Here is a 12,024-nt window from a genome sequence, read left to right on the forward strand (position 1 = left end):
CTTCCTCTCTACCGATGCGTTGACAACGGACGGTCAGGCCGGCGCGGCCTCGGTCCAGCGGCGCGGGCTGCTCACGACCGAGCACGCCGCGCCGGCCGGCACCGCCTCCACGAGCAGCAGGCGCCCGGTGACGGGGTCCAGGTAGCTGCGCTCGACGACCGCGCCGTCCAGCGGTTGCTCCAGCACCGGGCAGCCGTCGGTCCACGCGTCGGGCGCGTGGGCGAGCACCGCCCCGCTCGACCGCGCGAACGCGGTGCCGCCCCGCTGGTCGACGCCCGGGTAGATGGTCTGCGCCGGCCGTTCCCGGTCGCCCTCGGTGGCCGGCGCCGACCGGGGCCGGGACGCCGGGCGCGCCGCGTCCAGGCGCTCCCGCAGCAGCCTCGCGCGGGTCCGGGCGGTGCGGTCGGCGTCGATCGCGCCGTCCACGATCGCCACGCCGTATACCGACAGCGCCTCGGCCTCGGTCAGCCGGGTCAGCCGGACGTCACGGGCCACCGCGTCCGGGTCGCGGTCGAGCGGGTCGCCGTGCCCACCGGCCGAGCCGATCCGGAACTCGATGGACTCCCCCGCCGACACCACCACCGCTCCGCTCTTGCCCGGCAGGGCGCGCTCCTCACCGGCGCCCGACCGCAGCACGAACTCGCTCACCGAGCCGGGCCGGCCCCCGCCGGAGCCGTTCGGCGGCAGGTGCTCACGGACGGCGAGGAGCTGGCCGACGACGGCGTCGACGCCGTACGGGCCGAACCGCATGTTGCAGCCCGACCCCCCGCGGAAGCGGCCGGCGCCGAAGGCCCCCGGACGGATCCGCTTGAAGTCGACCAGGACCGGATACCACGCCTCGAGCATCTCGACGTCGATGGCCTCGAGGATCGGCTTGCGGGCCACGATGAAGTTGCACAGGTCCGTGCCGTCGCGGTCGTAGGCGGCCGCGGTGCCGGCCATCGCCCCGTCGAGCATCATCCACCCGTCCGGGTACCCCTGCGGCGTGGTGTAGGCCCAGGTCTGGATCGCCATCGCGCTGGGCGCCACCGGACCGGTCAGCAGCCGCGCCACGTCGCTGGACCCGGCGGCGACCGCCAGCATGATGCACTGGTGGGCCGCCATGCTCGCGGTCAGCGAGACGTCGATGTGCGCGGATGCGACCGGCGCCGGCGGATTGCTGTTGACGATCGAGTTGGCCGGGCAGTGCACCGTGACCGGGTTGAACATGCCCTGGCTGAGCGGGATGTCGTGGGTCAGCACGTCCGAGCCGTCGCCGACGATCTGCGCGGTGATGATGTGCGGCTTGGTGTTGAAGAAGTGGTTGGTCTGCCCGGGCGCACCGGAGAAGTCGAAGTGCAGCGTGTCGCCGGCGACCGTCATCGTGCACGGGATCTCGTAGCGCTCGTCGTGCCACTCGGTCCAGCCGGTGTAGCGGTACACGCCGTCGGCAAGCTGCGTGATGCGCCGGCGCATCTCGTGCTCGGCCCTGCGGCGCAGTTCGCCGATGCCGTCGAGCAGGTGGTCCCGGCCCATGAGCTGCGCGATACCGACCAGCTTGTCCCGCGCGACCTCACACCCGGCGACCAGTCCGCGCAGGTCCATCTCGACCACGTCCGGCACGCGCACGTTCGTGCGGATGATCTGCCAGACGTCGGTCTGCTCCGCACCCCGCCGGAACAGCCGCACGGGCGGCAGGCGCAGCGCCTCCTGGTAGCAGTCGGTGGCGTCGGGCGACCAGGAGCCGAACACCATGCCGCCCATGTCGAGCATGTGCCCGGAGTTGGCCACCCATGCCACCAGCTCACCGTCGACGAACACCGGAAGCTGCACGACGACGTCCTGGGCGTGCAGGCCGCCTCCGTTGTGCGGGTCGTTGCAGAAGAAGACGTCGCCGGGCGCCACCGAGTCACCGTGCGTCGCGAGCGTCGCCCGCACCGCGTGGCCGCAGATGCCGAAGTGGTGGCTGATCGCGCCGCCCGCGACGATCAGGTCCCCGTTCGCCTCCAGCAGCGTGCAGGAGTAGTCGCGCGACTCGGAGATGATCGGGCTGATCGCGGTGCGCTCGATGGTGATGGCGCCCTCTTCGGCGACGGCCTGCAGCCGGGAGCGCAGGACCTGCAGTTCGATCGGGTCGAGGCTGGCGTTCGTCATCACAGCTCCATCTCCAGGGTGAGGAACTCGTCCAGCCGCGCTCCGGCACCCGGCGGGACCCAGCTCGTCGTGTCCGCGGCGTCGATCAGTGCGGGGCCGGTGATCTGCTGGCCGGGCCGAAGGTCCGCGCGGTCGTACACCGGCACCTTCACCGGCTCGGAGGACCGGCCGAGATACACCGGCCGGCTGCCCAGGACTCGCGGGTTCCCGATCGCGGGTACCGGCGCCGCCCGGGTCAGCCGGGCGCGGGCCGTCCGGCCGAGCCCGACCGACCGTACGGTCACGAGCTCCACCGGCGCCCCGGCGACGATCGCGCCCTTGCCGTACCGCGCGGTGTAGTCGTCGAGGAACCGGTCACGCTGACGGAGCTGGGCCGCCTCGTCGAGCCCGTCGTCCCAGACGATCGGCAGCTCGAAGGTCTGACGGTGGAACCGCAGGTCGGCGGCGAGCTCGACGGTGATGTCGCCGGGCGCCACGCCGTCGGCCGCCAGGTCGTCGCGGACGGCCCGGGTCAGCTCCTCGACGACGCCGCCGAGCAACCCCGGGTCGACCGGGAGCAGCGCGCCGACCGAACGGCTGCGCTCGCGCCGCACCTGCGAGGCCGCGGCACCGAAGGCGGACAGCACCGAGGCGAGATCGGGGACCAGCACCCGGCGGATGCCGAGGTCCCGCGCCAGCGCGGGGCCGAACAGGGCCCCGCATCCGCCCATGCTGAGCATCGCGAACGTCCGCGGGTCGACGCCGCGCTCGGCGAAGCGGGCGCGCAGGGCGCGGGCCATGCTGGCCAGCGCCACCTCCCAGATGCCCCAGGCCGCGTCGGTGCGGTCCAGCCCGAGCCGCTCGCCGACGCGGGTGCAGGCCGACCGCGCGGCCTCGGCGTCGAGCGCCATCGTGCCGCCGAGGAAGTTGTCCGGGTCGAGGTAGCCGAGCACGACCAGGGCGTCGGTCACCGTCGCCTCGGTGCCGCCGCGGCCGTAGCACGCCGGCCCCGGCTCCGCACCGGCCGAGCGCGGGCCTACCCGGAGGATTCCGAGACTGTCGACCCAGGCGATCGAGCCGCCGCCGGCCCCGACCGAGTCGATGTCGACCATCGGCATGGCCGTCCAGATGCCCATCAGCTCGCCGTTGCTGCGGCGACCGGCCTCCCCGCCGGAGATGAAGGACAGGTCGAACGACGTGCCGCCGACGTCACCGGTGACGGCGTCGGTGATGCCGGCCGATCGGCAGACCTCCAGGGCGGCGACCACCCCGGCCGCCGGCCCCGACTCCGCCAGCAGCGCCGGCATCCGGCGGCCCTCGCCGACCGAGATCGATCCCGCGCCCGAGTGCACGAGCAGCGGAGGCCGGCGCAGGCCGAGCCGCTCAAGCTCGTCGGCGAGTTCGACCACGCCGTCGAGCGAGCCCGCCGTGTAGGCGTTGAGCAACGCGAACTGCGTGCGCTCGTACTCGCGGATGACGGGCAGCAGGTCCGCCCCCGACATGACGGGCACGCCGGGAAAGAGCTCCGCGAGCTCCGCCACGGCCGCGCGCTCGTTCGCGTCGTTGAGGAACGACCACAGGAACGACACCGCCAGCGACCGCGCGCCCCGGTGCTCCACGAGCACCCGGCCGGCCTCGCGGACCCGCTCGCGGTCGAGCTCGACCAGGACCGTGCCGTTGCGGTCCACCCGCTCGGGAACGCCGAGGATGCGCTCCCGGTCGACCAGCGCCACGGGCGGCAGCAACCAGCCGTCGCTCGGCACCCGCTTGCCGCGGGCGATCGGGACGAGGTCCTCGAAGCCGCGGGTCGTGATGAGCCCGACGTCCAGCCCGGTGCGGGCGGCGATCGTGTTCGTGACCGCGGTCGTGCCCAGCCCGAAGCGCGTGACCTTCGGCAGCAGGTCCTCCAGCGTCGTGCCGGCCCGCTCGGCGACGAGGCGGCAGGCGTCGAGCACGCCGCGGCCGAGCGCGCCCGGGGTCGTCGGCGCCTTGGCGCTCCAGACCTGGGACCCGTCGCTCAGCACCACGTCCGTGAAGGTGCCGCCGACGTCCACGCCGACGCACACCGATCCGTTTCCTGCAACGATGGCCATGTGTCGCCCACCTAACATCGTCGGCCTGGAAGGTCTCCCACCGTAACGCCGCCGAAACTGGATATCAACCAACTGGTGGGTTGGTTTCAGCGGCGATCCGGATCACGGCGTCCGGCCCGGGTCGCCCCAGGCCCAGGGCGGCCGGGGTCGCGTCGTCGAACGGCAGCACCCGGCCGGCGATCGGCGCGAGAGCTCCGCAGGCCAACTCCCCGGCGATGGCCGACCACTCGCCGGCCAGGCGCCCGTCGCCGCTGCGCACCCAGTCCGCCCAGGCGGCGCCGACGACCTCGATGTTGTTCAGCAGCAGCCGGTTCACCCGGAACTCGCCGGGCGAGCCGCCGGCGAGCACGGCCCGGCCCTCGACGGCCAGGCAGCGCAGCGCGTCGACGAACCCGTCGCCACCGGCGCAGTCCACGACCAGGTCCACCGCGCCGACCGAGCGCACCGCGTCCCGGAATCCGTCGACCGGCACCCTCTCGACGCCGGCGTCCCCGGAAGGCTCACCGGCGCCCACGAGCCGACCCGCACCCATCGCCCGCGCGATCCGCAGTGCGGCGGTACCGAAGCCGCCGGCGCCCCGGACGAGCACGGACTCGCCGGCCGCCAGGCGGCCGCGCTCCACCACGGCGAAGTACGCCGACAGGTACGGCACCAGCGAGGCCGCCCCCTGCTCGAAGGTCAAGCGTGGCGGCAGCGCCACCGTATGGGCGGCGCGCGCGACCGCGACCTCCCCGGCACCCCCGGTCGGGCAGAACGCCAGCACCCGGTCCCCAGGCGCGTGGCCACTCCCGGGCGGCGCGGCGAGCACGGTCCCGGCCACTGCCGCCCCGAGCACGAACGGCAGCGCGGGCGGCACCCACCCGAAGGCCGGCCACCCCACACCCGCGGCGTGCACCCGGATCGTCACCTCACCGGGGGCGGGCACCGGCCGCGGCACGTCCCGCAGTGCCACCGCGCCCGGCCCGTCGAGCGATGCGACGACGAGGGCTCTCACGCCGTCGCCGCGGCGGCGATCTCGGCGTTGGTCTCGTCCCGCACGACGAACCGGCGGACCTTCCCCGAGGCCGTCATCGGCAGCGACGGCACGAACCGCCACGCGACCGGGATCTTGAACCGCGACAACCGGCCGGTCAGGAACGCGGTCAGCTCCTCACCGCCGACCGTGCTGCCCGGCGAGCGCACCACCACCCCGGCGACCCGCTCGCCCAGCCGCTCGTCGTCGAGGCCGACCAGGACCGCCGCGGCGACGCCGGGGTGTTCCAGGAGGATCTCCTCGACCTCGGCCGGGTACACGTTCTCGCCGCCGCGGATGATCACGTCCCGGGAGCGGCCGCGGAACGTCAGGTAGCCGGACTCGTCCATCTCGCCGAGGTCGCCGGTGCGCAGGAAGCCGTCCTCGGTCATCACGGCGGCCGTCTGCTCCGGCATGCCCCAGTAGCCGGCCATCACGTACGGCGCCCGCACGAGGATCTCGCCCGGCGTGCCGATCGGCACCACCGCGCCGGTCTCCGGGTCGGCGATGCGCACGTCGGCGGCCGGCAGCGGGCGGCCGAGGGGGCCGCCGATGGTGGCTGGGTCGTCGGCGATGTGCGTCGAGGTGATCAGCGGGCACTCGGACTGCCCGTAGCCGATGAGCACCGGCACGCCGAGGACGTCCTGCACGAGGTTCACCAGGTGCTGGGTGACGGTGGCGCCGCCGAGCGAGACGGACTCCAGCCCCACGTCGCGCGCGGCGTCGCCGAGCTTGGCCAGGATGTCGACGAGCATGGTCGGCACGCCGCCGATCCGCTTGATGACGCCGAGGCCGAGCAGGCGCAGCACGACCGCCGGGTCCCAGCGCTCCATCACGACGAACGCGCCGGCGTCGATGAGTCCGCCGAGGATCACGAAGCAGGATCCGCCGATGTGGTGGTACGGCACGGGGTTGAGGTAGAGGTCGGGCTCGGGGCGGACGTCGTGCCGGTTGCGCTGGAGCGCGCCGTTGAGTGCGGCGCGGTGGGTGAGCACCGAGCCTTTCGACCGGCCGGTCGTGCCCGAGGTGAACTGGATGAGGAACGGGTCGTCGCACGACACGGCCGGCAGCGCGCCGGGTGTCGCGGTGGCCGCCCAGCCGTCGAGGTCCCCGAGGTCGGCGACCGTCACCGCCGCGTCGGCGCCGAGCGCGCAAGCCCGCGGCAGCAGCGGCTCGCCGCCATGGGTCGCGCCGGCGAACAGCATCACCGGCCGGGTCAGGTCCACCGCGTGCCGGGCCTCCGCGTCGGTCCAGGCGGTGTTGAGTGGTACCAGCACCAGACCCGCCATCGCCGTGGCGTGCTCCAGGATCACGTACGGCAGCACGTTGCACGACCACACCGCGACCCGGTCGCCGGGTTTCGCCGCGCCGGCCAGCGCCCGCGCCAGCCGCTCGGCCGCCGCGCCCAGCTCGGCGTAGGTCAGCCCGGCCAGGCCGTCGCCGTCCGGCCAGTACACCGCCGGGCGATCGCCGTGCGCGGCGACCTGCCGCGCCAGCACCTGCGGCACCGACTCCTCGATGACCTCGCCCGCCGGCTCGGCCGTCCACTCCGACAGGGGACCGATCCGACGCCCCGGCGCGCCCGCCATAGCTCCGCCTCCATTCACCAACCAGGCGGTTGGGTATTGGGCATCGTCACCCAGCCGGCCGGGCAGGCGCAATACCCAGCGCGCCGAATCGGCGCTATAGCCAACCATCTGGTTGGCTTGGTATCGTCGGCGCGTGCGAGACGCAACGATCGTCGACATCGTCCGGACCCCGCGTGGCAAGGGCAAGCCCGGCGGCGCGCTGTCCGGGGTCCATCCGCAGGAACTGCTCGCCGGGGTGCTGGTCGAGCTGCAGAAACGGGTCGGGTTCGACCCCGGCGAGGTCGCCGACGTGCTGACCGGCTGCGCCAACGCGGTCGGTGACCACGGCGACAACGTGGCCCGCCTGTCGGCGCTGGCCGCCGGATGGCCCCTGACGGTGCCCGGCCTGACGATGAACCGCGCCTGCGGCTCGGGCCAGCAGGCGGTCAACTCGGCCGCGATGATGGTCGCCTCGGGCCAGGCCGACGTCGTCGTCGCCTCCGGGGTGGAGCTGATGTCGCGCTACCCGGCCGCCACCCGCCCGACGCTCGACGCCGGCAACGAGCGGCTGCGGGAGCGCTATCCGCTGATCCCGCAGGGCATCTCGGCCGACCTCATCGCCACGCTCGGCGGGTTCAGCCGCGCCGACGTGGACGCCTACGCCGCCGAGTCGCAGCGCCGCGCGGCCGAGGCCATCGTCGAGGGCCGGTTCGCCGGGTCGATGGTCCCGGTCACCGGCCCCGACGGCGCCACGCTGCTCGACCGCGAGGAGCTGCCGCGGGCCACGACCGCCGAGGCGCTGGCGGCGCTGAAGCCCTCGTTCGAGGCGCTGGGCACGCTGGTCCTCGACGGCTACGAGCGCAGCTTCGACGCGATGGCGCGGCAGGTGTACCCCCAGATCGACGCCGTCACGCACGTCCACCACGCCGGCAACTCCTCCGGACTGGCTGACGGCGCCGCGGCCGTCCTCGTCGCGCGGGCCGGCGTGGCCCGCGAGCGCGGCTGGCGGCCTCGGGCCCGGGTGGTCGCCACGGCGACGGCCGGCGCCGACCCGGTCATCATGCTCACCGCGCCGGGACCGGCCGCCGAGCAGTGCGTCCGCCGGGCCGGCATGACGATGGGCGACATCGACCTGTTCGAGGTCAACGAGGCGTTCGCGGCCGTCGTGCTGCGGTTCGCCCAGGACACCGGCGTGGGACTCGATCGGGTCAACGTCAACGGCGGGGCCATCGCGCTGGGCCACCCCATCGGGGCGAGCGGGCCGATCCTGCTGGCGACGCTGCTCGACGAGCTGGAGCGCCGCGACCTCAGCACCGGCCTCGTCACCATGTGCACCGGCGGCGGCATGGCCACCGCCACCATCATCGAGCGCGTCTGATCCGAGTCGAGACCCGCCGATGATGCACGCCGCCCGGGTGACCCGCCGCACCGGCCCGTCCGGCGTCGAGGTACAGCGGATCCCGGCGCCGACCGCCGCGGACGGCGAGGTGCTCGTGGAGGTCCGGGCCGCGGGCGTCACCTTTCCCGAGCTGCTGCTGTCCTACGGCCGTTATCAGGAGCGCCCGCCGCTGCCGTTCGTGCTGGGCGGGGAGTTCGCGGGTGTGGTACGCCAGGCACCGCCCGGATCGCCGTTCGCGCCCGGCGACCGGGTGGCGTGTGCCAGCGCCCAGCGGGGCTTCGCCGAGCTCGCCGCGGTGCCGGTGGGCCACGTGCTGCCGCTGCCCGACCGCATCGGCTTCCCGGCGGCGGCGTGCCTGCCGGCCAACTACCTCACGATGACGTTCGGCCTGCTGCACCGGGGCCGGCTGCGACCCGGCGAGACGGTGCTGGTGCACGGCGCGTCGGGTGGGCTGGGCGTGGCCGCGATGCAGCTGGCCTCCGCGTTCGGCGCGACCGTCATCGCGGTGACGTCGACGCCGCTGGCCGAGCTGCTGGCCCCGGTCGGGTACGCGCCGGACCACGTCGTGCCCGTCGAGGGCTTCGCCGCCGCGGTCCGGGACCTGACCGGCGGGCGGGGCGTCGACCTCGTCGTCGACCCGGTGGGCAACGACCGGCTGGAGCAGTCGCTGGACTGCCTCGCGCCGCTCGGCCGGGCACTCGTCCTCGGCTTCGCCGGCGGCACGATCCCGGTGCTGGCAACCGACCGGTTGGGCCGGCGCAACGCCGACGTCGTCGGGGTCGGCTGGGGCGCATTCCTGGCCGCCCGGCCGGAGCGGCTGCACGCCGAGTGGCGGCGGCTGTTGCCACTGGTGGAGCGCGGCCTGGCCCGCCCGCCGATCGGCCGCCTGCTGCCGCTGCACAGCGCGGCGGAGGCGCTCACCATGCTGGAGCACCGGACGGCCCGCGGCCGGATCGTCCTGCTGCCCTGACCGGTCGGAAGCATTGCCGGACGCCCGACGGCCGGTCGCGCACCGCACGACCGGCCGTGGCCCCGGCTCAGGCAACCGGCTGCCGCTGCGCCTCCGCCAGTGCGCGGGCGGCCGGGTAGTCGGCCTTGCCGTTCGGGGAACGGGGCACGCTCTCGACGAACACGACGTGCTTGGGCGCCTTGTAGCCGGCGAGCCGCGCCTTGACGTGACCGATCAGCTCGGCCGCCGTCGGCGCAGCACCCGGCTCGACGCTGACGACGGCGGCCACCGACTGGCCCCACTGCGGGTCGGGCACGCCGACGACGAGGACGTCGGTCACCGCCTCGTGGTCGAGGATGACGCCCTCGACCTCCTCGGTGAAGATCTTCTCGCCGCCGGAGGTGATGCACAGCGAGTCGCGGCCCATGAGCTGGATCGTGCCGTCCGGGTGGATGATGCCGTGGTCGCCGGGCACCGACGTCCGCACGCCGTTGATCTCGCGGAAGGTCCGCGCCGTCTTGTCGGGGTCCTTGTAGTAGCCCATCGGCAGGCGGTTGCGCACGACGAGCTTGCCGATCACGCCGGAGCCGGGCTCGACCGGTTGCTCGTGCTCGTCGAGCACCCAGACGTTGGGGCCGGGAGCGAAGCGGCCGGTCTCGGGGATGCTGTCCTTCGTCGCCAGCGACCAGCCCATGCCGAAGCCCTCCGACGACGAGAAGCCGTCGAGGATCGCCGCGGCCGGCCAGTGCTCCAGGAGGGCCCGCTTGCTCTGCTCGCCCAGCATGCCGCCGGACGTCAGGACGTTGCGGATGGTGGAGCTGTCCCAGCGCCCCGGTTCCGCGGCGAGGGCGTCGACGATGCGCTTGGCGAAGACCTCGCCGCTGATCGCGAGGCTGGCGACGCGGTAGCGGTCGATGCTGTCGAGCAGCTCGGCCGCGTCGAACCCGGGCGCGGTCAGCGACACGACGCAGCCGCCGCCGTGCATGGCCATCGTCGCGCCGAAGTACCCGGTGCCGTGCATGTACGGGCTGCCGGAGATGTGCGCCTGCCCGGGTCCCCGCAGGTCGCGCCGGATGCCCTCGGCGCCGTCCTCGAGCGCGTAGTGGACGGTGGACACGTCGTTGACCTGCCGCAGCATGTCGGCGGCCCGCCACATCACGCCCTTGGGCATGCCGGTCGTGCCGCCCGTGTAGAGCAGGAACAGGTCGTCACCGCCGCGGCCCCACGGCGCCCGGACCCGTTCGGCCGATGCCGCGGCGGCCTGCTCGTAGGGGATCGCCCACTCGGGGCACGGCTGCGTGCCGTCGTCGACGTGGATCCACTGCCGCACCCGGGGCACCCGGTCGCGCAGGGCGCCCACGGTCGCGGTGAACGAGCCGTGGAAGACGACCGCGGTGACGTCGGCGTCCTCCCACAGGTACCGCAGTTCCTCGTCGCGGTACCGGTAGTTCGAGTTGATCGCCGGGATGCCGATCTTGAACGCGGCGTGCGAGACCTCGAGGTACTCCGGGCTGTTGCGCAGGTACTGCGTGACCCGGTCGTCCCGGCTCGCCCGGCCGTCCAGCAGCGTGCGCGCGACGCCGTTGGCCCGCCGCTCGAAGTCGGCCCACGTGAAGGTGCGCTCACCCTGGATCTGTGCCGGGGCGTCCGGCAGCTCCTCCGCGATGGTCTCCCAGACGGTGGCCAGGTTCCAGTCGAACTCTGCTGCACTCATGATGTCCCTCTCGCGCCTATGCGAAGAACTCGTACGACTGGTCCCGGTCGCCGCGCCGGCCGCCGACGTAGCCGGCCCGCTCGGTCGTGCGCTCCCACTCCGGTCCGGCGAGGTCGTTGCGGGTCCAGTCCGACACCACGACCCGCCGCACGATGCCCCACCGCCCGTCGCGGCGTTCCAGCACGTCGAGGTAGCGGCCGGAGATGATGCCGAGCTCGGGCCGGTCGTTGTCGGCGTGCGGATGGAAGGCCAGGAAGTACACCTCGGCCCGGGCGCGGTCGCCGTCGGGCTCGATGAACGTGTTGGTGATGTGGTGGTTCCTCCATAGCCTGACCTCCCAACTATCTGGTTGGTTCCGAAGTAGCCGGCGGAAGACGGCGGCTGCCGTACTCGTCGAGCACCCGGACCGAGCCGCCGGCTTCCGAGACGTACCGCGACGTGACCCGCAGGTGCTCGCGGGTCAGCCGGGTCGCCTCGCCGTCGTCGCCCGCACCGATCGCCGCGGCGATGCGCAGATGCGCGCGCAGGACCTCGCGGCGCCGGTGCTCGTCCGGGTACTGGCCTTCCGCCACCGCCGACCGGGCCCACGTGAGTTCCTGGGTGTCCCAGATGCTCTCGATGACCCCGACGAGCAGCTGCAGCGTCTGTATCCCGGCCGCCTGCACCAGCTCGTGATGGAACCGGGCGGCCAGCCGGGTGAAGGCCAGCGCATCGTCCGCACAGGACGCCGCCTCGGTGGTGAGCGCGGCGAGCCGCCGGCCGATCGCGCGGTGGTCGCCGCGGCGGGCGGCCTGCTCCGCGGAGAGCGGCTCGACGAGGTTGCGGGCGGCCGCCAGGTCCTCGATCGAGATGTGCCGGGCGTGCAGCAGCAGCCCGACGTGGTACGCGGCCGAGTCCGGCGTCGGGTGCCGGATGACCGTCCCGCCGCGCTTGCCGCGCCGGACGGTGAGCAGGCCCTCGGTCTCCAGGATGCGGAACGCCTCCCGCAGGCTCGGCCGGCTGACCGGGAACTGGGCCAGCAGCGCCGCCTCCGGCGGCAGCTCGGAACCGTCGACCAGGTCGCCGTCGAGGATCCGGGTCCGCAGCTGCGACGCGACGGCCTCCGCCACACTCGGCGGGGCGAGCCTCGGCGGTGCCGGCGGTCCCTCCCCGCGCTCCTGCAGCATCGTGTCCCCCA

9 protein-coding genes are annotated in these 12,024 nt (G+C 74.0%); 2 read left to right on the forward strand and 7 right to left on the reverse strand.

Going from position 1 to position 12,024, the window contains the following annotated elements; all coding sequences use genetic code 11:
- Window positions 1-33: 33 nt before the first annotated feature.
- The 4 genes from IEZ31_RS45145 to IEZ31_RS45160 all read right to left on the reverse strand — a co-directional run bounded on the left by IEZ31_RS45145 (window position 34) and on the right by IEZ31_RS45160 (window position 6,806).
- Window positions 34-2,133: a hydantoinase B/oxoprolinase family protein gene (locus tag IEZ31_RS45145; protein ID WP_190256317.1), complete on the reverse strand. Its 2,100-nt coding sequence runs from the start codon at window positions 2,131-2,133 to the stop codon at window positions 34-36.
- Window positions 2,133-4,205 (reverse strand): hydantoinase/oxoprolinase family protein, encoded by a 2,073-nt coding sequence (locus IEZ31_RS45150; RefSeq protein WP_190256318.1) that lies wholly within the window; start codon window positions 4,203-4,205, stop codon window positions 2,133-2,135. Before IEZ31_RS45150 ends, IEZ31_RS45145 begins: the two co-directional genes overlap by 1 nt.
- A 64-nt stretch (window positions 4,206-4,269) precedes the next feature.
- The gene (locus IEZ31_RS45155) at window positions 4,270-5,199 is read right to left on the reverse strand and encodes a zinc-binding dehydrogenase (protein WP_190256319.1); all 930 of its coding nucleotides are present in this window, start codon (window positions 5,197-5,199) and stop codon (window positions 4,270-4,272) included.
- Entirely contained in the window at window positions 5,196-6,806 is a 1,611-nt protein-coding gene (locus IEZ31_RS45160) for a class I adenylate-forming enzyme family protein (RefSeq protein ID WP_190256320.1), read from the reverse strand. The genes IEZ31_RS45155 and IEZ31_RS45160 overlap by 4 nt, the downstream gene beginning before the upstream one ends.
- A 133-nt stretch (window positions 6,807-6,939) precedes the next feature.
- On the opposite strand from IEZ31_RS45160, the gene IEZ31_RS45165 reads away from it, so the two are divergent.
- Together IEZ31_RS45165 and IEZ31_RS45170 are read left to right on the forward strand one after the other, a co-directional pair.
- On the forward strand, window positions 6,940-8,163 hold the full coding sequence (locus IEZ31_RS45165) for an acetyl-CoA C-acyltransferase (RefSeq protein WP_190256321.1): 1,224 nt from the start codon (window positions 6,940-6,942) through the stop codon (window positions 8,161-8,163).
- Between the two features lie 19 nt (window positions 8,164-8,182).
- Window positions 8,183-9,154: an NADPH:quinone oxidoreductase family protein gene (locus IEZ31_RS45170; RefSeq protein WP_229836842.1), complete on the forward strand. Its 972-nt coding sequence runs from the start codon at window positions 8,183-8,185 to the stop codon at window positions 9,152-9,154.
- A gap of 67 nt (window positions 9,155-9,221) precedes the next feature.
- On the opposite strand, the gene IEZ31_RS45175 is transcribed toward IEZ31_RS45170, so the two are convergent.
- Genes IEZ31_RS45175 through IEZ31_RS45185 form a run of 3 tightly spaced genes read right to left on the reverse strand, consistent with a single transcriptional unit; the run spans window position 9,222 to window position 12,013 of the window.
- Window positions 9,222-10,847 carry an AMP-binding protein gene (locus IEZ31_RS45175; RefSeq protein ID WP_190256322.1) on the reverse strand — a complete coding sequence of 542 codons (1,626 nt, stop codon included), beginning with the start codon at window positions 10,845-10,847 and terminating at the stop codon, window positions 9,222-9,224.
- Window positions 10,848-10,863: 16 nt separating this feature from the next.
- Window positions 10,864-11,157, reverse strand: a complete 294-nt coding sequence (locus IEZ31_RS45180) for a nuclear transport factor 2 family protein (protein ID WP_190256351.1) — start codon at window positions 11,155-11,157, stop codon at window positions 10,864-10,866.
- 31 nt (window positions 11,158-11,188) lie between these two features.
- Window positions 11,189-12,013 (reverse strand): FadR/GntR family transcriptional regulator, encoded by an 825-nt coding sequence (locus tag IEZ31_RS45185; RefSeq protein ID WP_190256323.1) that lies wholly within the window; start codon window positions 12,011-12,013, stop codon window positions 11,189-11,191.
- Window positions 12,014-12,024: the final 11 nt, after the last annotated feature.

Origin of the sequence: Dactylosporangium sucinum (assembly GCF_014647515.1) — a bacterium.
Lineage (GTDB): Bacteria > Actinomycetota > Actinomycetes > Mycobacteriales > Micromonosporaceae > Dactylosporangium > Dactylosporangium sucinum.